This window comes from Acidithiobacillus sp. M4-SHS-6 (assembly GCF_047421495.1).
Lineage (GTDB): Bacteria > Pseudomonadota > Gammaproteobacteria > Acidithiobacillales > Acidithiobacillaceae > Acidithiobacillus.
The window spans coordinates 1,398,089-1,421,592 of the sequence record NZ_CP175559.1 but is presented as its reverse complement, the minus strand read 5'-3'; the positions used below and the strand labels follow the sequence as shown (position 1 = coordinate 1,421,592).

Sequence of the window (23,504 nt, the reverse complement as noted above, 5' to 3'; positions counted from 1 at the left end):
TTCAGACCTCCATGAGGTCAGCTTCCTTGGCCTCCACCACCGCATCCACTTCGTCCACAAAGCGATCTGTCAGCTTCTGGAAAACTTCTTCGGCCTGGCGTTCCTCGTCTTCAGAAATGATTTTTTGTTTATGCAGATCCTTGACCTGGGAAATGCTGTCGCGGCGGATATTGCGAATGGCCACCCGGGCAGCCTCGCCCTCCTGGCGGACCACCTTGACCATCTCCTTGCGTCGCTCTTCCGAAAGGGCCGGCAAGGGCACGCGAATATTGTCCGAACCCGCCACGGGGTTCAGCCCCAGCCCGGCATCACGAATGGCTTTATCGATTTTGGGAATCAGATTTTTTTCCCAGGGTGTCACCACCAGAGAACGGGCATCCGCAACGGAAACCGAGGCTACCTGGGCCAGGGGTGTCGGGGCACTGTAATAATCAATCACGACATGATCCAGCAAACCGGCACTGGCACGCCCGGTACGCAGACGCGTCAATTCCCCTTTCAGGGACTCGATGCTTTTCTTCATCCGGGTTTCAGCGTCTTTCCTGATTTCTTGAATACTCATGGGATCTCTCTACGCACCGAAGTACCTTCCTCTTCACCCAGCATCACCCGCATCAGTGCGCCGGATTTGTTGATGGAAAAAACGATGATGGGCATGTCATTATCCCGACAAAGGGTAATGGCTGTCGCATCCATCACCTGCAGATTCTGTTCCAAGACCTGATTATAGGACAACTCCCGATAGCGCATGGCTTCGGGATGGGTGACCGGATCGTCCGTATAGACACCATCCACCTTGGTCCCTTTGAGGACCAGTTCAGCATTGATTTCTACCGCCCGCAAGCTGGCCGCGGTATCCGTGGTAAAAAAAGGATTGCCGGTTCCCGCCCCAAAAATGACGACCCGGCCTTTTTCCAGATGCCGAATGGCGCGCCGACGGATGTACGGCTCTGCCACCTGTTCAATATGCAAGGCCGACAGCACGCGTGTGGGCAGGCCCAAATGCTCCAGGGCATCCTGAACCGCCAAGGCGTTCATGACGGTTGCCAGCATCCCCATATAATCGGCCGTGGCACGATCCATGCCCTCGGCGGCCTTGGCCATTCCACGAAAGATATTGCCACCCCCGATGACAATGGCAACCTGTACTCCCGAGTCAACGATGTCCTTGATTTCACGGGCTATACGGCGTACGACCTCACGGTCGACACCGTATTGTCCGTCCCCCATCAAAGCCTCCCCGCTGAGCTTGAGGAGCACTCGTGAGTACTGGGGAGTGGTCATTCAGGACCCCCGGACTTGCGCCATGACTTCGCTGGCAAAATCAGCAACCGGAGCCTTTTCAATGCCCTCACCCACCTCAAAACGGATGAACTCAGTCACGTCCACCCCCGGAAAGCTTTTGACCAGCTGTCCTACACTTTTGTCCGGATCCTTCACAAAAGCCTGCCCGGTCAGGGCGATTTCATTGATCAGCTTGTTCAGTCGGCCCGAGATCATTTTTTCAATAATATCGGCAGACTTGCCACTTTGAGCAGCCTGGGCAACGAGAATATCCTTTTCCCGCGCCAGGCGTTCCGGAGAAACCTGATCGGGGCGCAGCACTTCTGGACGCGCTGCGGCCACATGCATGGCCACATCCTTACCCAGTTCTTCCGTGGCCGCCTGCCCTTCGAGAGCGACCAACACGCCGATGCGGCCGCCATGCACATAAGCGCCCACCACACCGTCCTTGACCTGCAAATGCTGCAAACGCCGCAAACTGATATTTTCCCCGAGCTTGCTGACCAGAGTCTTGCGCCTTTCCTCCATACTGGCATCCGCCAACAGCGCATCCACTTCTTTCAGCCCCTGTTTGAGGGCCTGTTCCGCACAATCCCGGGCCAAAGCCAGAAAATCATCATTCTTGGCCACAAAGTCGGTTTCGCAGTTGACCTCAAGGACAATCCCCTGCTTCCGATCCGCACCCAGGGCCGTCACGATAACACCCTCAGCAGCGACCCGGCTGGCCTTCTTGTCGGCCTTGGCCAAGCCACGGGTGCGCAGCAGATCAATGGCTGCTTCCATATCGCCGTCCGCTTCCGTCAGGACGGTTTTGCATTCCATCATGCCCGCGCCCGTGCGCTCGCGCAATTCTTTAACCTGTTGTGCACTAATAGCCATGATCACTCCTTAGCTGATGTGATGAATGCGTCAATCTGCATCGATTTCAATGCTTTCTTCGTCCACTTCAACGAATTCATCCAATAGATCTGCTTCACTACCCTGGCGCCCGGCGAGAATGGCATCGGCGACCAGTGAGGTATAAAGACGAATGGCGCGGGTGGCGTCATCATTGCCCGGGATCGGATAATCAATCAGCAGGGGATCACAATTACTGTCCACTACCCCAATAACCGGAATGCCCAGTTTACGCGCTTCCAGCACGGCAATATTTTCATGACCCACATCAATCACAAAAATGGCGTCCGGCAGGCCATTCATTTCCTTGATACCACCCAGGCTGCGCTCCAGTTTTTCCCGCTCGCGGGACAGGGTCAGTCCTTCTTTTTTGGTCAGCTTTTCCATGGTGCCGTCCGCCGACATTTGATCCAGCTCGTCCAGACGACGAATGGACTGGCGAATGGTCTTGAAGTTGGTCAAGGTACCGCCGAGCCAGCGTTGATTCACAAAAAAAGCGCCACAACGGCGGGCTTCCTGCTCCACGGCCTCACGAGCCTGGCGCTTGGTACCCACAAAAAGGACCCGGCCATGTTTACGTGACACCTGCTCAATGAACGCCAGCGCGCTACGGAGCATGGGCAAGGTATATTCGAGGTTGATAATATGAATGCGATTACGCTCACCAAAAAGGTAAGGAGCCATTTTGGGATGCCAGTAACGGGCCTGGTGACCGAAGTGCACGCCGGCTTCCAGCAGGGCACGCATGCTTACATTGCTGCTCATAGAGATTTCTCCAGTTTTCATAGGGTTATGATCCACCACGCTGCCGGAAATTCCATCCTTGCGGACACCCGGAAATTTCCTCAGGCAAAGTGTGCGTATTAGGGCAAAGCCCAGCGCGTTTTATCACGATTCCATCCTTCTGGGCAAGCACTGTCCAGCACCATGGGGTATTGGGGTCAGGAAAAACTAGGGGGCCTTGTGTCGGTGCCAGATCCAGTACAGCAATGCTCCCAGCAAGACCAGAAGCAACAAAACAAGTTGAACATAATGGACGCCGCTGAGCAGACTTTTCAGGGAAGCGCCAAGGGCAAAACCTATGCTGGCGATCACCGCTGCCCACACCGCTGCTGCCAATGGATTCATCAGCAGGTAGCGCCGAGGCGGATAATGATGCAGGCCCAGGAGGATCGGCGTAATGGTGCGGGTTCCGTAAATAAAACGAAACAACAGGGTCACCCAGTCACCGAAGCGGCGGATGAGCCCCTCTGCCTGGGCCACATGCCGCTTCAGGAAATGGGGTAAGCAATCGATCAGGCGTTGCCCATAGCGGGAACCCAACTGGTACAAGACCTGATCATTGAGGGTACTCCCCAGCCAGGAAACCAGGATCACCATCCCCAAGTCGAGCACGCCGGCATGGGCGAGGGCCCCGGCGATAATGACGACCGCTTCCCCTTCCAGCAAGGTCCCGACAAAAAGGATCCAGTAACCATACTGGCGAAGAAATTCCTTGATGACCGCGAGGGTAAGGGGTGGCAGATGCAACCAGTGCAACAACGGGTTCAGAAATTCGATGGGAGCACCCTCTTACCAGTGCAAATGGAAATCAGGGGCTATGTTTTCCTGTTCCTGTTCCAGATCGGCCAAAAGCAGAGGCATCGCCCGAGCAACGTGAGGAGGCAAGACAAAACGCAAATCCTTGCCCGCTATCTGCACGTCCAGGTCGGAATGGGATATCTGCGCATCCCGCTGAAACAGGATTGCCAACCGGAGAAGCACCGCCAGACGCTGCACGGTCTGCACATCTTCGCTGACAATACCCAGTGCCGCGAAAAAAGGCTGCTGAGGTAAACGCTTACGTTGGGCGCGCAGCAAGGCCGCGACCACGCCCTGCTCCCGGCGAGAAAATCCCGCCAGATCGGCATTCCGCCAGATATATTCTCCGTGCTTGTGAAAGCCGGAGTGAGCAATATCCAGGCCAATATCATGGGTCAGTGCCGCCCACTGCAACCACTGCTGATTGGCGCCGTCCAGAGACCAGCTTTCCCGGGCCGCTGCAAAAAAATGCTCGGCCCAGGCCAAGACCCCGCGATTGCGCTGCACCTGACTATGAAAACGCTCCTGGAGACTGAGAATGCTGAGTTCACGGGTGTCTTCCTGGTGAATGCGCCCCAGCAGGTCATAGATGGCGCCTTCCCGCAAGGCCCCCTCGGAAAAGCGCATTTCTTGAATGTTCAAGGCTTCGAACAAGCCAAACAGGATCATGAAACCGCCCGCAAAAACCGGGGCGCGATCAGCCTTGAGGCCTTTCATCCGGGTCAGGGCCCGCACCGAACCCAGCTGCAGGAGCTGCTGGCGCAACCAGTGCATACCCTCCCGAGTGATCCGCGTACCCTGTCCATTTTCCGCCAGGACCCTGGCTATGGCCTTGACGGTACCCGAGGAACCCACGGCCTGATCCCAGCCATGGCCGATAAATTCTTCGAGCATGGGATCCACCGCCATACGCACCCGCTTTCTCAGTCGCTCACAGGCAGCCTCAGTGATCAGATCATCCAGAAAAAAAGCCCGACTGGAGGTCACACAACCAAAATGCAGACTCTCCCGATGGTGAGGGACGAAGCCTTGTCCGGCGATGAGTTCCGTACTTCCGCCGCCAATATCGATGACCAGACGACGCTCATTGGCATCCACGGCCAGACTGTGGGACACTCCCAGATAAATCAGACGGGCTTCTTCGCGCCCGGCGACAATTTCCAGGGGAAAGCCCAGGGTGTTTTCTATCGCCTGGACAAAGCCCTCGGCAGCACTGGCTTGGCGCAGGGTATTGGTACCGATGACCCGCACCCGCTCTGGACGAATACCGCGCAAACGCTGCCCAAAACGCGCCAGACAGGCTATTGCGCGTTTTTCCACCAGTGGATCCAGGGTGCCATCATCCCGCAATCCCTCGGCCAGACGCACCCCTTCCCGCAGGCGATCCAGCAGACGGATTTCCGGACCCAGTTCTTCCGCCACCACCATATGAAAGGAATTGGAACCCAGATCCACTGCAGCCAAATAATGATCCAGTACTGCGGTGGTCTCGGGTTCGATCATGATTATTTTCCCTGGATGCTTTGCTCTACCTGATCCAGAGGAAGATGCCGGACATTTTTGCCCTTGGCAAGATAAATCACATACTCACAAATATTGCGGGCATGGTCACCAATACGCTCAATGGCCTTGGCAATGAACAAGGCATCGATGGCCGGGGTGATGGTCCGGGGATCCTCCATCATATAGGTGATCAGACGGCGCAGCGCCGAGCGATACTCCTGATTGAGCACCTCATCGCCCTTGGCAACCGCGATGGCCTGCTCGGCATCGGCCCGGGCCAGAGCATCCATGGCCCGGCGCAACATGTTCAGCGCATAGTCGGCCATGACTCCGACATCGCGCAAGAATGCGGGATTGGCGTTGCGGGTTCCATGGCCCATAGCCAAAACCATATCGGCAATTTTACTGGCCTTGTCTCCCATCCGTTCGAGATCGGCGATGCTTTTGATGAGGGTCATGACCAGACGCAAATCCGAAGCCGCTGGCTGGCGCATGGCGAGGATATTGATGCACTCATCCTCAATCCGCACTTCATAACCATTGACTTCATGATCCCTGGCCACGACTTCCCGGGCAAGTTCATTATCCCCGGTCTGCAGGGCAAGGATGGCATTGCTGATCTGCTCCTCGACGATCCCCCCCATCGCCAAAACCAGTTCATGCACTTCGTTCAAATCATCATTGAAACGTTGGGAAATATGCTGATCCTTGTCCATGTTCAGAACTCCTTAACCATACCGACCGGTGATGTAATCTTCCGTCTGCTTTTTGACAGGGTTGGTAAATATTTGATTCGTCATCCCAAACTCTACCATCTCGCCCAAGTACATAAAAGCCGTGTAATCGGACACCCGGGCTGCCTGCTGCATATTGTGGGTCACAATCAGAATGGTGAACTGATTGCGCAGTTCACTGACCAGTTCTTCAATTTTCAGGGTGGCAATGGGGTCCAGCGCCGAGGTGGGTTCGTCCAGCAAAATCACCTCCGGCTTTACCGCTACGGCCCGGGCAATGCACAAACGCTGCTGCTGTCCTCCGGAAAGACCCAGTCCGCTGGCCTTGAGATTGTTTTTGACCTCATCCCAGAGCGCGGCTTGACGCAGGGCTTCTTCTACGCGCTCATCCATTTCCACCTTGCGGAGCTTTTCGTAAAGCTTTATGCCAAAGGCAATATTATCGTAAATGGACATGGGGAAAGGGGTCGGCTTCTGAAAGACCATGCCGATTTTGGCACGCAGCATATTGACATCCATACCGGGGGACAGAATATTTTCTCCATCCAGCAGGACTTCACCTGTAGCGCGTTGCCCAGGGTACAGGGAATACATGCGGTTGAATACCCGCAGCAAGGTGGACTTGCCACAGCCCGAAGGACCTATGAAAGCCGTAACCTGCTTCTCGGGCATATCCAGGTTGATATCCTTGAGGGATTTATTGCTTCCGTAATAAAAATCCAGATGGCGCACAGAAAGCTTGGTATTCCGAGTTTCCGACATCAAAGCGGGCTCCTGTTTTTCAAGAGAAAACATCCTACGACGATGAGACTGACACTGGTATTCATGAGCGCCATTGCCCGGCCCAGCGGAGACAAGCAAGGCAAATCCACATGGTGCAGCAAAAACCATCCCTGTGGAAAAAAGATGAAGGACTTCTGGAAAATCATATCATTTTTCATTGAGTTGCAAAACACCCAAGGTAAACCCGTACCATCAAAGCAGGTACCATAGCAGGGTTTCATGACCGTTTTATGACAATGTCGGCGCTCCCCGAAACTTTTCGCGCCAAAGACAGGGGAAACTGTGCGGTAAAAGTCGTCCCCTCGCCAATTTTACTGCGCACATCCAGGTGACCGTGGTAGCGTTCCACGGCATGGCGCACAATCGCCAAGCCCAGACCCGTCCCCCCCATTCGCCGGGAGCGACCTTTATCCACGCGGTAAAAGCGCTCGGTAATTCTTTGCAGATGCTCGGCGGCAATCCCATCCCCCGTATCCTCTACCATCAAGCGCAGCCCATCGGGACCCTGCCCCCAGCGCACCGTAATACTCCTTCCCATGGGGGTGTACTTGATGGCGTTTTCCAGGAGATTACGCAGGATGCTGGTCAGGTCCACCTGCTCCGCAAAAATGCCCAGGGACTCATCCAGATCCGTGTGAATCAGCAATCTTTTTTCAGTGATGCCCGGCTTCAGGGTGTCCAGCAGGCTCAGCACCAAGGCACTGATCAGGACCGTATCACAGCGTTCCGGTTCAGCTTCAGCGGCTTCCATACGCGCCAGAGACAGCAGATCCTCTACCAGGGATTGCATACGCAGGGTTTGCTGCTCCATCAAATACAACTGGCTGCCGACTTCCTCATCTTCCGCCAAGGGTCCATCCAACAAATTCTCCAGAAAACCACGAACGACGGTCAAGGGGCTGCGCAGCTCGTGGGATACGTTGGCCACAAAATCCTGACGAACCTGCTCCAGTTGGCGAATGCGGGTCACATCCCGAAAAATGACCAGGGCACCGGCATCAGCCAGAGGATAACGCACACCTTCCAGAAGCATCTGGGCATCTGCCGGGGCAGGCAACTGCATACTGGAAGGACCATCACCCATCAAAAAAGCGCGCAGATCAGGAGTGCGCAACCAGAAAGTCAGCGGTTTGCCCACATCATCCGGCCATTGGAGCTGCAAAAGACGAATACCCGAAGGATTCACCCAGACCAGCTGACCACGCTCATCCATCAGCACCACGACGTCCGGCATCGCCTGGAGCGCATCGCGCAGCTGCAGGATCTGGGCACTCAACTGGCGTTGCCGAGCTTCCTGATCCCGCCGCCAGTGATAACCATCGGCAAAGGTTTCCTCCCAGAGGCCTCCGGCCAGTGGGGGGAGCTGGGTATCCGGATTACGAAACCAGGCGCTGAAGCTTTGGGACTGCTGGCGATGCCAGGCCACCCAGATGGCGAGAACCAGGGCGATGAGCACCGGAGGAATATAAGACCAGGCACGCAAGTCATCGGCTGCCAGAAAAAGGGGAATCAGTGCCCATACCGCCAGCGGGAATATCCAGGCACGGAGTGTTTTCACGGCATCAGGGCAGGCGCTTGGGGGACATCATGGCGATGGAGGTGCATGGAGATCACCCGGTAACCGCAGTGCAGCGATAACCTTCGCCGCGCACGGTCTCAATAATATGGGCATGCCCATGTTCATCCAGAACCCGTCGCAAACGCCGGATATGGACATCCACCGTGCGTTCTTCAATAAAGCTTTGCCGCCCCCAGATTTGATCCAGGAGCATGTCCCGGGAAAAAACCCGGTCCGGATTGGTCACGAAGAGGCGTAAAAGACGAAACTCCGTAGGACCGAGGTGCAGCTGGACATCCTGCACATACACGCGATGGGCGCGCAGATCCACCTGCAATTCGCCCAGCTTGACCACACCCACCGAATTATTGCCATAGCTGCGGCGTAACAGTGCGTTGACCCGCGCTACCAGCTCGCGGGGGGAAAACGGTTTGGCCAGATAGTCATCGGCACCGGATTCGAGTCCATGTACCCGGTCGCCTTCTTCCCCTCGCGCGGTCAGAAGGATGATCGGCAGTTTTTGGGTTTCCTCCCGACGCCGCAACAGCCTGCACCAGGCCACCCCATTTTCTCCCGGTAACATCCAGTCAAGAATGATCATTTGCGGCGCCCAGTTTTTCAGAGCGAGGTCTGCTGCTTCCACGCTGCCCTCACAGCGCACTTCAAAGCCGTTACGCTGCAGGGCCACGCGCAGCAACTCCTGAATACCTTCTTCATCCTCAACAACCAGAATGCGCGCAGAGGAAACCTTTTCTTCTTCCATATCTGACCAATCTCGGATCGACGCTCTTTAGATTGGGCATTGTGACCGATCAGCAGGGGGTCTGCCAAGAGAAGATCATCAGCGCGGCCAATCGCGCGCACTATACGGAAGTTTTGGGCCTCTCCCGCAGGCGATTTCCGCCATTCGCTGACTGGCTGGAGCTTCCGCGCTGGGTACCAGGAGCCGACGAACGGCGCACATGGACTGCTGGCTGATGACCGGGAAAGTTTTGCCGGGGTTCAAAGCCCGCAACGGTTTCCTTGGCAAAGGACCGTTTCAGCAGTTTCTCTATATCGGCCAACTGCCTGCGTTCATCCGCACTGGCCAGAGACACCGCCTGTCCATTATTTCCGGCCCTGCCGGTCCGGCCGATACGGTGCACGTAATCTTCCGGCACATGGGGCAGCTCGAAGTTCACCACATGGGGGAGCTCACTGATATCTATGCCGCGTGCCGCAATGTCGGTGGCCACCAGCACCCGGACCTTGCCTTCCTTGAATTCCGCCAGGGCACGGGTTCGCGCCCCCTGACTTTTATTGCCATGAATCGCCATGGCCTGCATCCCCTCCTGGGAAAGGTGCTTGGCCAGCCGATCCGCACCATGCTTGGTCCGGGTAAATACCAACACCTGCTCCCATTGGTCCTCACGAATGAGATGGGTCAACAGGTCACGCTTGCGCTCCTGATCGACCGCAAAAAACCGCTGGAAAACCGTGTCTGCAGTGGCATTACGGCCGGCCACCTCGACACTGACCGGATTCTTCAGCAAGCCATCGGCCAGCGTCCGGATTTCTGGAGAAAAAGTGGCGGAAAACAGGAGGTTCTGACGCCTTTTGGGCAATATGGCCAGAATCCGCCGAATATCGCGAATAAACCCCATATCCAGCATGCGATCGGCTTCATCCAGCACCAGGATCTCCACATGGGACAAGTCCACACTGCGCTGCTGGATATGATCCAGCAGACGTCCGGGGGTGGCCACCAGCACATCCACGCTGCGCCGCAACTTCTGCATTTGTGGATTGATTTTGACGCCGCCAATGAGGATCAGCGAGCGCAGGGATAAATTTTTCCCGTAGAGTTGCACGCTTTCTTCCACCTGAACTGCCAGTTCGCGAGTGGGCACGAGAATCAATGCCCGAACACTGGAAGGACCATGAAAAGCCGTTGCCGATGTAGCGGCCAGTTGATGGAGAATGGGCATGGCAAATGCCGCCGTTTTACCGGTGCCGGTTTGCGCCCCGGCGAGCAAATCCACGCCGGACAACACAGCGGGAATGGCTTGGGTCTGAATAGGGGTAGGCGTGGTATAACCGCGTTCCGCAGCGGCACGCCAAATGGGCTCGGAAAGTCCGAGTGATGCAAAATCAGAAGACATGGGGAATTACTCCGAAAACACCGGCCTCGCCACAAGGACGCCAGTCTGGGCAGACGCTTCATCAAGGTGGGGACCAATGCAAAGGCCATCATACAGACTGATTCATGACGGCGGATGGACTCTATCAGAATATGCACATAAATACGAGAAAAATGGCCCCAAGATAGAATTTTTACTGTACTTGCCATTTACGCGGGATTTTCGGCGGTACGGATCCAGCCTCCGCCGAGCAAGCGCTCTCCCACATAACAGACAGCCGCTTGTCCGGGAGTGATGGCCCGTTGCCCCTCGTGAAAGCGGATTTCGGCCCGACCATGGTCTTTCAGGCATAAAACTCCCGGTTCAGGACGGGAACGATAGCGCAATTTCACCGTCACCGGGTGCTCCTGGGAAATATCCAAAGGCATCAGCCAGTTACAGTCTTGCAAATAAGCCCTGGTCTGGTACAGCTCCTTTTCGCTCCCTACCCGGACCTGATTGCGGACGGGATCGAGAGCCAGCACATAGCGCGGCTGGCCGCTACCTCCGCCCAATCCTTTGCGTTGTCCCACGGTAAAATTCAGGACGCCGGAATGATGACCGATGACCTGACCGCTGCTGTCCACCATCTCCCCTTCCTGCTCCAGATCCAGACCGGCGTAATCGACGAGAAAACGGCGGTAGTCACCGTCTGGAACAAAACAGATATCCTGGGAATCCTGTTTTGTCGCCACCGGCAGTGCATGCTTGCGAGCCAGGGCACGCACCGCATCCTTGTGCATGGCACCGACGGGAAAACGCAACTGCGGCAGCAGCCCGGCACCGAGGGCAAAAAGAAAATAGGACTGGTCCTTGCTGGCATCTTCACCGCGCAGCAGGGCGGTGCCGGATTCCATCTCGAGAAGTCGGGCATAGTGGCCTGTGGCCAGAATGTTGGCGCCCCGCTTTTTGCCTTCTTCCAGCAGAGCATCGAACTTGAGAAACTGATTGCAGCGGGCACAGGGATTGGGCGTGCGTCCGGCCTGGTATTCCGCGACAAACGCATCCACGATCTGCTGACGGAAAGACTCGCGATAATCGAGCACCTGATAGGGAATCTGCAGGCGGGCACAGACTTCGGCGGCATCTTCAATATCTTTTTCATCGCAGCAGCGACTTTTCGGCCAGAGTCGCAGGGTCACACCCATCAGATCATAGCCCTGTTCCTGCATGAGAATGGCGGCCACGGCAGAATCCACCCCACCGGAAAGGGCGACCAGCGCCTTGGGTGCCGCCATCTTATGCAGTCCTCAATCCTTCTCGGCCAGCCAGGCCATCTGGATGGCTTCGAGAATACCTTCGCTGGATTTTTCCGGATCATCATCAAAATCCGGAAGCTCCACAATCCAGCGATGCAAATCCGTGAAGCGGAGCAGTTGCACATCCGCATCGGGATGTGCCTCATCCAGTGCGAAAACAATGTCCATGGTATCGCCCCACTGCATCAGTGCCGCTCCTTTTCCAGGTTGATGGTGTATTTGGGTATTTCGATGACCAGGGGGGTATCCGTCACTTTGGCCTGACAACTCAGGCGCGAAGTCGGTTCCAGCCCCCAAGCCTTGTCCAGCAGATCTTCTTCTTTGTCCTCTGCGGCTGCGAGGCTGTCAAAGCCTTCCCGTATAATGACATGGCAGGTCGTGCAGGCACAGGACATTTCACAGGCATGCTCAATGGCAATATGATGACGCATGGCGGCGGCAATGATGGTTTCCCCCGGTTCCGCCTCGAATTCCGCCCCTTCGGGACACAGTTCGGCGTTGGGTAGGACTTGTATTTTCGTCATTTATTCTCCCAGATCATCTATGGAACGGCCCGCAATAGCCCGCTGCAAGGCACTATCCATGCGACGCTGCACCAAGGGTTGCGCAGCAGCTTCGACGGCTTCGGCCGCTTTTTGAATGGCATCCGCATCACTGCCGCCCAGACATTCTTCCAGATGCCGGCGTGCCGCATCCAGGCGGGTTAGTTCTGCGCTATCCAACAAAGCCGCGTCGCTTTGCAATGCCCCCTGCAAGGCCTCGCGTACCCGTTCTCCCTCCACTCTTGCTTCAGAGAGGCGGCGCTGGGCCACATCTTCAGCGCCATGGGCAAATGACTCCTGAAGCATGCGGGCAATTTCCGCGTCATCCAGCCCAAAACTGGGCTTGACGAGCACTTCCGAGCGCAGCCCCGTACTGCCCTCTTCCGCCGATACAGTCAACAAGCCATCGGCATCCACCTGAAAAGTCACGCGAATACGGGCCGCTCCGGCCACCATGGGAGGGATGCCGCGCAAACTGAAGCGCGCCAGTGAACGGCAATCCTGCACCAGGTCCCGCTCACCCTGGAGCACATGAATACTCATGGCCGTCTGCCCATCCTTGAAGGTCGTGAACTCCTGGGCCTTGGCAGCGGGTATGGGCGTATTGCGGGGAATGATTTTTTCCACCAGACCGCCCATGGTTTCCAGGCCCAACGAAAGGGGCAGCACATCCATCAACAACAGGTCTTCGCGTTGATTGCCGACCAGTGCATCCGCCTGGATGGCGGCTCCCAGGGCGACGACCTGATCGGGATCAATATCCGTCAGTACGGGTTGCTGAAAAAATTCAGCGACGAGGCGGCGCAAGGCGGGCACCCGGGTCGCCCCTCCCACCAGCACCACGCCATCCATATCGGTGACCTTCAGGCCGGCATCGCGAAGGGCACGTCGGCAGGCCGGGAGGGTGCGCTGCAGCACCGGCTGAATCAGATTTTCAAGCTGTGCGCGGGATAAGGTCAGGGGGATGGAATTTCCCGCTTCGGGCTCCAGCCGAATCTGCACCTGCTCCTGCTCCGTCAGTGCCTCCTTGGCCTGGCGGGCTTGCTGCAATAGCTGCCGACGCCATACGGGATCATCCTGGCGCGTACCAGACTCGGCGATCAGCCATTCGGCAATGGCGTGATCCATGTCATCGCCACCCAGGGCGGTATCTCCCGCAGTCGCCAGCACTTCAAACACCCCCGCCTGCAAGCGCAAAATGGAAATATCAAAAGTGCCACCGCCCAGATCATAAATGGCGAAAAGCCCCTCACTTTTTTTATCGAGCCCGTAAGCCACCGCCGCTGCCGTAGGCTCGGCCAGGAGGCGCAGCACCTTCAGGCCGGCCAGACGGGCCGCATCCTTGGTCGCTTGCCGCTGCGCCTCATCAAAATAGGCCGGCACGGTAATCACCGCTCCTTCCGGCTCAGCACCCAGGGTTTCCACCGCCAGGGCTTTGAGTACCCGAAGAATTTCAGCAGAGACTTCTACCGGCGATTTTTCGCCCGCGCGAGTCCGCAAACGCAACATGCCTTCATCGGGAACCAAATCATAGGGCAAATGGCCCGCCAGTTTCTGGACATCCCCATGACCACGCCCCATGAAGCGCTTGACCGATGCAATGGTGTTATGAGGATCCTGGGCTGCGGCTGCCAGCGCCGGATAACCTACGGAAACCGCGTCATTTTCCAGATAGCGCACCACCGAGGGCAACAAGTAGTTCCCCGCCTGATCGCGCATGACCGTGGGCACCGCCGACAGCACCGAAGCCACCAACGAATGGGTCGTCCCCAGATCAATACCAATGGCCAGGCGCCGTTGATGGGGATCCGCAGTCATGCCCGGTTCTGCAATTTGCATTAACGCCATACTGTAACACCTTGTTTATTCATGGGGTTGCCCTCCAGCATTAGAGGTTCTGCAAGGATTCCTCACTATGGTCGATTTCACCCTGGAGCTTGTCCAGAAACTGCAGTTCACGGAGCACTGCCCCGGCGGCTTCGCTTTGGGTACAGGGCAAGGTTTTCAGCAAGACTCCGAGCTTTTCAATGGCCTTATCCACCGCAGCGGTCACCTCTGCGCGCAGGTGCTCCAGCCCCTGCTGATCCCTGGCCGCCAGCAGGTCTTCCAGACGCTCCCGGTAGACCATCTGGGACATCAATAAAGCAGGATCGGCGACCTTGACCTGTTCACCCAAAGCATCCACACCCTGAGCCTGGAGAAGATAATCGGCGCGTTTGAGTGGATCACGCAGTAGCGCCAGCGCCTCGTTCAGCCGCGTACTCCATTCCAGCGAATAACGTCGCCGGGTCGCATCGGCATGGGCAAAACGATCGGGATGGAGCATCTTCTGCAAATCCAGCACCCGTTGCCGCAAGGTCTGCGGATCCAGGGCAAAACTTGCCGGGAGGCCGACCACCGCAAACAGAGACAACTCCGGACGAAACGGCTGGATAGTGCCGCAAGCATGACAAAATGCGGGGGGAACACCGAGTTCCGCCCCGCACTGCATACAGAAATCAGCCATCAGGTCGTAAAACTCTCGCCGCAACCGCAGGAATCCTTGACATTGGGGTTATTGAAACGAAACCCCTCATTGAGTCCTTCGCGGGTAAAATCGAGCTGAGTACCGTCCAGATAAATCAGACTCTTGGGATCTACAAAGAGGCTGACGTCATCATGCGGAAACACCAGATCCTCGGGATTGGGCGTATCCACAAATTCCATGACATAGGACAAGCCGGAACATCCACTGGTTTTGACTCCAATGCGAATACCCAGTCCCTTTCCCCGCTTGGCAATGCTCTTGCGTACCTGCTGGACAGCGCTTTCGGACAAAGTCAAAGCCATAGCGGGATCCTCAGTGCGCCGCCTGGGCGGACAGCGCTTCGCCACCACCCTGCCTGGCCTGGGCAGCACCCTGCTTGCTGCGATAGTCTTCCACTGCAGCCTTGATGGCATCTTCGGCCAGCACGGAACAATGAATCTTGACCGGAGGCAGTTCCAGTTCTTCGGCAATATGGCTGTTTTTGATGGTCATGGCCTCGTCGAGGGTTTTACCCTTGACCCATTCCGTGACCAGGGAACTGGAAGCAATGGCTGAACCACAACCATAGGTCTTGAATTTGGCATCTTCGATAATGCCCTGGGCGTTCACCTTGATCTGCAGGCGCATCACGTCACCGCAGGCGGGAGCGCCTACCATGCCGGTACCCACGCCGCTGTCATCCTTGTCCATCGCCCCGACATTGCGGGGATTTTCATAATGATCAATGACTTTTTCACTGTATGCCATGACTGTTCTCCTTGCATGAGAGCCTTAATGTGCGGCCCACTGAATACTATTGAGATCAATGCCTTCTTGATGCATTTCCCAGAGCGGGGACAATTCCCGCAACTTGCCCACCTTGCTGGCAATCAACTCGATGGTGGCATCAATTTCGGCCTCCGTCGTAAAGCGGCCAATACCAAAGCGAATGGAACTGTGGGCCAATTCATCGGATTTACCCAATGCCCGCAGCACATAGGACGGCTCCAGACTCGCTGAAGTACAGGCCGAACCGCTGGAAACCGCTATTTCCTTGAGGGCCATAATCAAGGATTCACCTTCGACAAAGGCAAAGCTGATATTCAGGTTATGGGGCACCCGATGTTCCATACTGCCATTGATATAGGTTTCCTCAACACGATCCTGAATGCCCTTGAGCAGCCGATCACGCAACTTGCCGATTCTCTGGGCATCGCTGTCCATGAGCCGCACCGCCAATTCCGCCGCTGCGCCCATCCCGACGATCTGGTGGGTGGGCAATGTGCCCGAACGCATACCCCGCTCATGGCCTCCACCATGAATCTGCGCTTCCACCCGCACCCGGGGTTTGCGCCGGACGTATAAGGCACCAATGCCTTTGGGACCATAAATCTTGTGTCCGGACAAACTCATCAGGTCCGCCTGGATGGCCTCCACATCCACGGGGATCTTGCCCAGCGCCTGGACTGCATCCACATGGAACAGTACCTTGTGCGCCCGCAAAATCCGACCGATCTCGGCCATGGGCTGAATGACCCCGATTTCGTTATTCACGAAAAGCACCGAAGCAATGATGGTGTCCGGACGGATGGCGGCTTCAAAAGTTTTCAGGTCAACGAGGCCATCTTCCTGAACCTCCAGATAGGTCACCTCAAAGCCCTCCCGCTCCAGCTGCCGGCAGGTGTCGAGGGTCGCCTTGTGCTCGGTCCGCAGAGTGATGATGTGTTTGCCCTTGCCGGAGTAAAAATGGGCGGCCCCCTTCAGGGCCAGATTGATGGACTCGGTGGCACCGGAGGTCCAGACAATTTCACGGGGATCCGCATGAATGGCATCGGCTACCTGCTGACGGGCTTTCTCCACGGCTTTTTCCGCAGTCCAGCCGTAGACATGAGAACGACTCGCCGCATTCCCGAAATCATGGGTCAGGTAAGGCAGCATCTGCTCCAGCACCTGCGGATCCACGGGCGTTGTCGCCTGATAATCCAGATAAATGGGACGATCCGGATCTACCAGCAAGGGTTTCTTGCTCTCCAGTCCGATAATTTGCGATGACCTCATAATCTGCACCTCACGGTATCAAGCGGTATCATGCGTCGCTGTGCGCAACGTATGGCGATTTTGCATACGAACCGGCGCACCCTGCACCGATTCTTTTTTCATATGGCGACTGACCAGATCCCCCAGGGTGATGCTCCCCAGAAAACCGGCGATCAAATCACCCATTTCTTCCCAGAGATCATGGGTCAGACACTGCTGACCATCGCCTTTGCAGCAGTTCTGCGGCTCGCCACCACACTGGGTGGTACTGATGGATTCGTTGACCGCCTCGACAATACGGGTGAGGGGAATCTGCGAATCCGGCAATGCCAGCCGATAACCACCACCAGGTCCCCGCACGCTTTCAATCAGACCCACGCGGCGGATACGCCCGAACAGTTGCTCCAGGTAGGCCACCGAGATCTGTTGACGATGGGAAATATCCGCCACAGTCACTACCCCATCCTGCTGATGCAAAGCCAAATCCAGCATGGCGGTTACCGCATAGCGGCCTTTTGTCGTCAATCTCATATCGGAACACCTCTGCAGCACATCTTACTATCTCTACTAAATTAGTCAAGTATTACCGGACGAAGTTCCCCGCGCCGGCAGAGCCTGCTCTGGAGAAGCCGAACCCGCGTCCAGAGAGCAAGCGACCTCCTCGACCGACAGCAATGGCTCCTGGGGCTGTAACTGCTGCAATCCCTCCCTGAGTTGGGCTATTTCGGCATCCTGCCGACGCATGTGTTCCAGCATGCATTCTATGGCTCTGGCCACCGGATCAGGCATCTGGCCAGTCAAGCCATAAGCCTCGAAATTATCCGGGTGCTGCTCGGTCTTATTCACCACCCGGCCCGGAATACCCACCACCGTGGCTCCTGCAGGAACCGACTGGACCACCACCGCGTTGGACCCAATCCGGGCCTGATCACCCACCACAATCGGCCCCAGCACTTTGGCGCCTGCACCCACAATCACTCCGTTTCCCAGAGTGGGATGACGCTTGCCCGGTTTCCAGGAAGTGCCCCCCAGGGTAACCCCATGATAGAGCGTACAATCATCACCAATTTCCGCCGTTTCACCAATCACCACACCCATACCGTGATCGATGAAAAAACGTTGGCCAATGCAGGCTCCGGGATGAATTTCGATCCCCGTCCAGAAGCGTGAAAAAGCCGCGAGACTCCGGGCCAGCAAGCGCCAGCGCCGTTTCCACAGACCATGGGCAAGACGATGCATGAACAGGGCATGCACCCCTGGATAGGTCAGCAACACCTCAAGACGGTTGCGGGCGGCAGGATCACGGGCAAAAACAGCATCCAGGTCAGCGCGCCAATGCCCAGTCATACGTTTGACTCCTCCGGTTCCGTCTGTTTTTCTCAGCCCGCATTAAAGACTATCCCGACCCTTTTTGTCTACTATTCGCCGCCCAGCGTTGTATTTCCGTGAGAACACCACGCAGGATATGGACTTCATTGGCGCTGGGTCGCGCCCGGTCATACAGACGACGCAAACGGCGCATCATTCGGGTGGCACGAGTTTCCTGCAGAAAACCGCTTTGCCGCAGCACCTGCTCCAGATGTTGATAAAACCCCTCCATATCTTCCATGGGGGCAGGCGTTTCCCGTACCGCAGCAGAGGGATAGGCGGGCAGGTCCGCACGGATGCTCAGGGTCGCCATGTGCAACTCGTAAGCCAACACTTGCACCGCCTGCCCCAGATTCAGTGAATGATACAATTCGGCCGTGGGAATATTGACCAGCATTTGGCAGTGATCCAGTTCTTCATTACTGAGCCCGGTGCGCTCCCGGCCAAAAACCAGGGCGCAATGACCACTCGCCAGCTCCTGCACCATGTCCAGCGCCGCCTCCCGGGCATCCAACTGCGGCCAATGAATGCGACGATCCCGGGCACTGCTTCCATAGACCTTGTGACAGCCCTGTAAGGCCGTGGTCAGATCCGACCTAACCTGCGCCCTGTCGAGAATATCTTCCGCTCCCGAAGCCAGGGCTGTGGCTTCGGGATGGGGAAAATGGCGCGGGTTTACCAGCACCAGATGCTGCAATCCCATGACTTTCATGGCGCGAGCCGTGGCACCGATATTCCCCGGATGGCTGGTTTCCACCAGCACCACCCGCAACCCCTCCAAAATCTCTGCACTCACGCTGTGTTACTCCCGATCATTTACTTTTACCCCGTGCATTGCTTTTACCAACCAGGTACCTCTTTCAGAGCATTCGTGCGGTCGATGTCGTTCTCCTTTATACTGGACAACATTCAATGTCTTTATTCATAGGGTTCCCATGCAGCATCCCATGCTAGTTACCGCCGTCCGTGCCGCCCGCAAAGCGGGCGATATCATCAACCGCAGTTTTGCTCGGGTCAATGAAATCACCATTACAGCCAAGGCCCATAACGATTTTGTGACCGACGTGGACCAGCGCGCCGAAGCGGCCATCGTCGAAATCATCCGTCGCGCCTATCCCGAGCATGGCATCCTTGCCGAGGAAGGGAGCCGTATTACCGACAAGGACTTTGAGTGGATCATTGACCCCCTCGACGGCACCACCAATTTCATTCACGGCATGCCGCAGCTATGCGTCTCCATTGGCATCAAGCATTTTGATCGTCTGGAACATGCTGTGGTTTACAATCCGATTCATGATGAACTGTTTACGGCCTCTCGCGGTGCTGGCGCCCACCTCAATGATCGCCGGCTGCGTATCGCCCAGCGCAAGGATCTGGATGGTGCCCTGCTGGGAACCGGCTTCCCGTTCCGGGACTTCTCCTATCTCGACACCTATCTGGCTACCTTCAAGGCCTTCATGCTGAAAACTGCGGGCATCCGCCGCCCCGGTTCCGCCGCACTGGATCTGGCCTATGTGGCAGCGGGTCGCTACGACGGATTCTGGGAGTTCAATCTCAAACCCTGGGATCTGGCAGCGGGAGCCCTGCTGGTGCAAGAAGCCGGTGGGGTAGCTACCGACTTCGCGGGCGAGCAGGGATTCCTGGAAAATGGCAACATTGTCGCCGGCAATCTGCGCGTCCATGCACAAATGCTCCACATCATCAGCCATGAAATCAATAAGCCCAAGCCTGAGTAGCAACGCGTTGATGGTATTAACGGCCAAAAGCCCTTCTTTACTGGGCTGCCAATGCCCGCGACCCGGCCCAGTGCCGGGCAAACTGGCGTGCTACCCGACCACTGCGTGACCCCCGCTGCAGCGCCCAGCGCAAGGCTTCTTCCCGCCATTCTTCCGGGTCTGCGGGCATATCCAGACGGCGCAGATGTATGGCACAAATATCCAGATACATGGCCTGATCGAAGGGATAAAATCCCAGCCATAGCCCAAAGCGCTCGGACAGGCTGATTTTTTCCTCGGCGGTTTCACCCGCAATAATCTCGTCTCCATGACGATGGTACTCTTCATTGTCGGAAAAGTGTCGGGGCATGAGATGACGCCGGTTACTGGTGGCATACAGGAGGACATTGTCAGGACGCGCCTCGACTCCGCCATCCAGCAGGGATTTGAGCGCCTTATAACCCGGATCGTCCGAACTGAAAGACAAATCATCACAAAACAGGGCAAAATGATAACGCTGCTCGGAATCAGCGGCCTGCAATGCGGCCAGAATTTCAGGCAAATCCAGAATGCCATCGGCATCCATTTCAATGAGGCGCAGCCCCTGATCGGCATAACGCCGCAGCAAGGCCTTGACCAGGGAAGACTTTCCTGTTCCTCTGCCGCCCCAGAGCAGGGCATCATTGGCCGGAAATCCTGCCACAAACTGACGGGTATTCAGATCCAGCGCCGCCTTGGTCTCATCAATACCCAGAAGCTCGTCCATTTCCGGCAAATCCACCCGGGTCACGCCTTCCAGCCGCCCTCCCAGGGGCAAATGCCGCCAGCGCGCCGCTTTCACGTTGGCAAAGTCCGGCAGAGGATGGCTACTGCTATCACCCAGCAGCGCCGCTAAACCTTCAAGCAATTGATGACGTTCCACTGTCCATAAACTCCTTTCTGTGGTTAGATAGTTCCGTTCCACTTTATCTTACTGCGTCCCGTCATGAAACTACTTACCGACTTTTTGCCCATCATCCTGTTTTTTGTCGCCTATAAAATTCACGGCATTTATACGGCTACCGAAGTGCTGATCGTTGCTGCCATCCTGCTCATGACCTGGCAATGGTGGCGGCGCGGACGTATTGAGACCATGACCTGGGTGTCCACCCTACTGATCCTCATTTTTGGGGGCCTGACCCTTTATTTTCATAACGATACCTTTATCAAGATCAAACCCAGCATCCTCTATCTGCTCTTTGCCGGAGTGCTGTTTTTTACCCACTGGCGGGAACAACCCCTGCTGGAGCGGCTGATGGGTGCTCAGCTTCCCGCCACCCTACCCCAGTCTTTCTGGCGGCGCCTCAATACCTACTGGATCACTTTTTTTGTGTTTGGCGCAGTCCTGAATCTGGTGGTGGCCTACAGTTTTTCCACCGGCATCTGGGTAGATTTCAAGCTTTTCGGTATGCTTGGCATTACCATCATTTTTGTATTGTTCCAGGCCGTCGTCATTTCCCGGGCACTCCCTCAGGAAATCAAGGATACAGACTCGTGAACACCGCTACTGGAATGCTCCTAACGCCCATTTTTTTGACAGGACAGACTTATGTACTACTGCATCATCGGCACGGATAATCCCAATTCCTTGAGCAAGCGACAAAGCGCCAGAGGCGACCATCTGGCGCGCCTGCACCAGTTACAATCCGAAGGACGGCTGCTGACCGCAGGCCCCTTCCCTGCCCTGGACACGGAAGAACCCGGTGAAGCGGGATTCACCGGCAGCCTGATCATTGCCCGCTTTGATTCCCTGGATGACGCCCATGCCTGGGCGGCTGCCGAACCCTACCTCAGTGCCGGGGTCTATGCCGATGTGAGCGTTCGCCCCTACAAAGGAGTGTTTTTGCCATGAGCAAGCAACAACTGGAACAATTACTGGAAAATGCCCTTCATCCTGAATTTCTGGAAGTCAGGGATCGTACGAAGGCACACAGTGAACATGAGCAGTCCGATGGTGGTGGACACTATGAGCTACGCATTGTCTGCGCACAGTTTGCGGGGATGACGGCCCTGGCCCGACATCGTCTGGTCAACGCGGCCACGGAGTCGGTTCGAGACCAAATTCATGCTTTGGCCGTGAAGGCTTATACTCCCGAAGAATTTGCCGCGCTGAACCAGCCCAAAGTCCCGCGCCGCACCATCTCCCTCCATACCCAGTAACGCAGCACAGGGACAATCCTCCTTGATTGCGCACAACATCTCCTTCGCCGCGGCTCTTGGAGGACACCCACATGCCTGCGGATAGTTTCGTGCGCAGTTTTCGCGAATCCTCCCCCTATATCCACCGCTTCCGGGGGCAGACCTTCGTCATCAATTTTGGCGGCGATGCCATCGCCGATGGCAGCATTCGCGTTCTGGCCCATGATATTGCCCTGCTCAACAGTCTGGGTATCAACGTCGTACTGGTTCATGGTGCTGGACCGCAAATAGACGCGGCGCTCCAAATGCATGGATTACAGACCCAACGGGTCCATGGCAAGCGCATCACCAGTCCGGAAGCCATGCAGGTGCTGCGTGAAGCCGTGGGCGGGGCACGCCTGGTCGTGGAAGCGGCCCTCTCGGAAGGGCAGATGGGCTCACCCATGGCCCATGCCGGGCTGCAGGTGGTCAGCGGCAATTTCATCATCGCCCAACCCCTCGGCATACTGGACGGGGTGGATTATCAAAGCACCGGCAAGGTCCGGCGGGTCGCCAAAGAGGCCATGGAACGGCATCTCGCCGCTGATGAAATCGTATTGCTCTCGCCCATTGGGGTTTCTCCCACGGGCACCCTGTTCAACATTCGTGCCGAAGAAGTAGCGGTGGCTGCCGCCATTGCCCTGGGGGCGGCCAAGCTGGTGTTTTACATGGATGAGGAGGGTGTTGTCGATGCGGAAGGGGCGCTGCTGAGACAACTGACTTCCTCGGAAATCCCGGCCTTGCTGGAACGCCAGGATATTTCCACGGAAGTCCGCGAACATCTGCACAGCGCCGCGACAGCCTGCGCAAAAGGCGTGGAGCGCGTTCATCTGATTTCAAGGCATGTGGATGGCGCCCTGCTCCGCGAACTGTTTACCCGTGATGGACTCGGTACCCTGATATCCCGGGATTCCTTTGAGCATATGCGCATGGCCACGGTCGCCGATATTCCCGGCATTCTTGCCTTGATTCGGCCTCTGGAAGAAAAAGGCATCCTGGTCAGGCGCAGCCGGGAACGGCTGGAAATGGAAGCCGACCATTTCGTGGTGATGGAACGGGATGGCAAGATCATCGGTTGCGCCGCCATTTATCCCTATCCTGAGCAAGGCATGGCCGAAGTGGCTTGTCTGGCTGTGGACAGCCCTTATCGTCGTCAGGGACGCGGTGAGAGACTGCTCGCGTTTTGCGAAAACTGGGCCAGGGAAAGGCAGTTATCCCAGATTTTTGTCCTGAGCACGCAAAGCACACACTGGTTCCTGGAGCGTAAATTCCGCCAGGGTTCCTTGGCGGAACTGCCGGTACCTAGGCAGCAACTGTATAATTTCCAGCGCCGCAGCCAGGTGTTTTTTCAGTCCCTCTGA

Annotated in this window: 28 protein-coding genes; 5 read left to right on the top strand and 23 right to left on the bottom strand. The window is 56.6% G+C overall.

Annotated features, from left to right (window positions below):
- Position 1: 1 nt before the first annotated feature.
- The 22 genes from frr to ACJU26_RS07160 all read right to left on the bottom strand — a co-directional run bounded on the left by frr (position 2) and on the right by ACJU26_RS07160 (position 19,007).
- Positions 2-562 (bottom strand): ribosome recycling factor, encoded by a 561-nt coding sequence (gene frr / locus ACJU26_RS07265; protein WP_414041834.1) that lies wholly within the window; start codon positions 560-562, stop codon positions 2-4.
- On the bottom strand, positions 559-1,284 hold the full coding sequence (gene pyrH, locus ACJU26_RS07260) for a UMP kinase (protein WP_414041833.1): 726 nt from the start codon (positions 1,282-1,284) through the stop codon (positions 559-561). Before pyrH ends, frr begins: the two co-directional genes overlap by 4 nt.
- Positions 1,285-2,163 (bottom strand): translation elongation factor Ts, encoded by an 879-nt coding sequence (gene tsf / locus ACJU26_RS07255; protein WP_414041832.1) that lies wholly within the window; start codon positions 2,161-2,163, stop codon positions 1,285-1,287.
- 30 nt (positions 2,164-2,193) lie between these two features.
- Positions 2,194-2,946 carry a 30S ribosomal protein S2 gene (gene rpsB / locus ACJU26_RS07250; RefSeq protein ID WP_414041831.1) on the bottom strand — a complete coding sequence of 251 codons (753 nt, stop codon included), beginning with the start codon at positions 2,944-2,946 and terminating at the stop codon, positions 2,194-2,196.
- Between the two features lie 186 nt (positions 2,947-3,132).
- The gene (locus tag ACJU26_RS07245) at positions 3,133-3,720 is read right to left on the bottom strand and encodes a DedA family protein (protein ID WP_414041830.1); all 588 of its coding nucleotides are present in this window, start codon (positions 3,718-3,720) and stop codon (positions 3,133-3,135) included.
- Between the two features lie 33 nt (positions 3,721-3,753).
- Complete coding sequence (locus tag ACJU26_RS07240) at positions 3,754-5,265, bottom strand: Ppx/GppA family phosphatase (RefSeq protein WP_414041829.1); 1,512 nt, start codon at positions 5,263-5,265, stop codon at positions 3,754-3,756.
- Positions 5,266-5,267: 2 nt separating this feature from the next.
- Complete coding sequence (phoU, locus tag ACJU26_RS07235; protein WP_414041828.1) at positions 5,268-5,981, bottom strand: phosphate signaling complex protein PhoU; 714 nt, start codon at positions 5,979-5,981, stop codon at positions 5,268-5,270.
- A 12-nt stretch (positions 5,982-5,993) separates the two neighbouring features.
- On the bottom strand, positions 5,994-6,761 hold the full coding sequence (pstB, locus tag ACJU26_RS07230; RefSeq protein WP_414041827.1) for a phosphate ABC transporter ATP-binding protein PstB: 768 nt from the start codon (positions 6,759-6,761) through the stop codon (positions 5,994-5,996).
- A gap of 238 nt (positions 6,762-6,999) precedes the next feature.
- Positions 7,000-8,340 carry a phosphate regulon sensor histidine kinase PhoR gene (phoR, locus tag ACJU26_RS07225; RefSeq protein WP_414041826.1) on the bottom strand — a complete coding sequence of 447 codons (1,341 nt, stop codon included), beginning with the start codon at positions 8,338-8,340 and terminating at the stop codon, positions 7,000-7,002.
- Positions 8,341-8,392: 52 nt separating this feature from the next.
- Positions 8,393-9,103 (bottom strand): phosphate regulon transcriptional regulator PhoB, encoded by a 711-nt coding sequence (phoB, locus tag ACJU26_RS07220; protein ID WP_414041825.1) that lies wholly within the window; start codon positions 9,101-9,103, stop codon positions 8,393-8,395.
- A gap of 100 nt (positions 9,104-9,203) precedes the next feature.
- Positions 9,204-10,481: a DEAD/DEAH box helicase gene (locus tag ACJU26_RS07215; protein ID WP_414041824.1), complete on the bottom strand. Its 1,278-nt coding sequence runs from the start codon at positions 10,479-10,481 to the stop codon at positions 9,204-9,206.
- 188 nt (positions 10,482-10,669) lie between these two features.
- Positions 10,670-11,737 (bottom strand): tRNA 2-thiouridine(34) synthase MnmA, encoded by a 1,068-nt coding sequence (gene mnmA, locus ACJU26_RS07210; protein WP_414041823.1) that lies wholly within the window; start codon positions 11,735-11,737, stop codon positions 10,670-10,672.
- 12 nt (positions 11,738-11,749) lie between these two features.
- Complete coding sequence (gene iscX, locus ACJU26_RS07205) at positions 11,750-11,944, bottom strand: Fe-S cluster assembly protein IscX (protein WP_414041822.1); 195 nt, start codon at positions 11,942-11,944, stop codon at positions 11,750-11,752.
- Entirely contained in the window at positions 11,944-12,282 is a 339-nt protein-coding gene (fdx, locus tag ACJU26_RS07200; protein WP_414041821.1) for an ISC system 2Fe-2S type ferredoxin, read from the bottom strand. Before fdx ends, iscX begins: the two co-directional genes overlap by 1 nt.
- Positions 12,283-14,148 carry a Fe-S protein assembly chaperone HscA gene (gene hscA / locus ACJU26_RS07195; RefSeq protein ID WP_414041820.1) on the bottom strand — a complete coding sequence of 622 codons (1,866 nt, stop codon included), beginning with the start codon at positions 14,146-14,148 and terminating at the stop codon, positions 12,283-12,285.
- Between the two features lie 40 nt (positions 14,149-14,188).
- The gene (gene hscB / locus ACJU26_RS07190) at positions 14,189-14,830 is read right to left on the bottom strand and encodes a Fe-S protein assembly co-chaperone HscB (protein WP_414041819.1); all 642 of its coding nucleotides are present in this window, start codon (positions 14,828-14,830) and stop codon (positions 14,189-14,191) included.
- A complete protein-coding gene (gene iscA / locus ACJU26_RS07185; protein ID WP_414041818.1) occupies positions 14,806-15,129 on the bottom strand; it encodes an iron-sulfur cluster assembly protein IscA in 324 nt (107 codons plus the stop codon). Before iscA ends, hscB begins: the two co-directional genes overlap by 25 nt.
- Before the next feature lie 10 nt (positions 15,130-15,139).
- Positions 15,140-15,574 carry a Fe-S cluster assembly scaffold IscU gene (iscU, locus tag ACJU26_RS07180; RefSeq protein WP_414041817.1) on the bottom strand — a complete coding sequence of 145 codons (435 nt, stop codon included), beginning with the start codon at positions 15,572-15,574 and terminating at the stop codon, positions 15,140-15,142.
- Between the two features lie 24 nt (positions 15,575-15,598).
- Positions 15,599-16,864 carry an IscS subfamily cysteine desulfurase gene (locus ACJU26_RS07175; protein WP_414041816.1) on the bottom strand — a complete coding sequence of 422 codons (1,266 nt, stop codon included), beginning with the start codon at positions 16,862-16,864 and terminating at the stop codon, positions 15,599-15,601.
- An 18-nt stretch (positions 16,865-16,882) separates the two neighbouring features.
- Positions 16,883-17,374: an Rrf2 family transcriptional regulator gene (locus tag ACJU26_RS07170; protein WP_414041815.1), complete on the bottom strand. Its 492-nt coding sequence runs from the start codon at positions 17,372-17,374 to the stop codon at positions 16,883-16,885.
- A gap of 45 nt (positions 17,375-17,419) precedes the next feature.
- Positions 17,420-18,190, bottom strand: a complete 771-nt coding sequence (gene cysE / locus ACJU26_RS07165; RefSeq protein ID WP_414041814.1) for a serine O-acetyltransferase — start codon at positions 18,188-18,190, stop codon at positions 17,420-17,422.
- A 49-nt stretch (positions 18,191-18,239) separates the two neighbouring features.
- Positions 18,240-19,007, bottom strand: coding sequence for an RNA methyltransferase (locus ACJU26_RS07160; protein ID WP_414041813.1), 768 nt, complete (start codon positions 19,005-19,007; stop codon positions 18,240-18,242).
- A 139-nt stretch (positions 19,008-19,146) separates the two neighbouring features.
- On the opposite strand from ACJU26_RS07160, the gene ACJU26_RS07155 reads away from it, so the two are divergent.
- Entirely contained in the window at positions 19,147-19,947 is an 801-nt protein-coding gene (locus ACJU26_RS07155; RefSeq protein ID WP_414041812.1) for an inositol monophosphatase family protein, read from the top strand.
- A gap of 37 nt (positions 19,948-19,984) precedes the next feature.
- Here ACJU26_RS07155 and ACJU26_RS07150 read toward each other — a convergent pair whose 3' ends face one another.
- Positions 19,985-20,848 carry an ATP-binding protein gene (locus tag ACJU26_RS07150; protein ID WP_414041811.1) on the bottom strand — a complete coding sequence of 288 codons (864 nt, stop codon included), beginning with the start codon at positions 20,846-20,848 and terminating at the stop codon, positions 19,985-19,987.
- A gap of 63 nt (positions 20,849-20,911) precedes the next feature.
- Between ACJU26_RS07150 and ACJU26_RS07145 the strand changes: the two genes are divergently transcribed.
- From ACJU26_RS07145 to argA, 4 genes are all read left to right on the top strand, one after another.
- Positions 20,912-21,463 (top strand): septation protein A, encoded by a 552-nt coding sequence (locus tag ACJU26_RS07145; protein ID WP_414041810.1) that lies wholly within the window; start codon positions 20,912-20,914, stop codon positions 21,461-21,463.
- A gap of 51 nt (positions 21,464-21,514) precedes the next feature.
- Entirely contained in the window at positions 21,515-21,817 is a 303-nt protein-coding gene (locus ACJU26_RS07140; protein WP_414041809.1) for a YciI family protein, read from the top strand.
- On the top strand, positions 21,814-22,125 hold the full coding sequence (locus ACJU26_RS07135; RefSeq protein ID WP_414041808.1) for a BolA family protein: 312 nt from the start codon (positions 21,814-21,816) through the stop codon (positions 22,123-22,125). The genes ACJU26_RS07140 and ACJU26_RS07135 overlap by 4 nt, the downstream gene beginning before the upstream one ends.
- Before the next feature lie 71 nt (positions 22,126-22,196).
- Positions 22,197-23,504 (top strand): amino-acid N-acetyltransferase, encoded by a 1,308-nt coding sequence (gene argA, locus ACJU26_RS07130; protein ID WP_414041807.1) that lies wholly within the window; start codon positions 22,197-22,199, stop codon positions 23,502-23,504.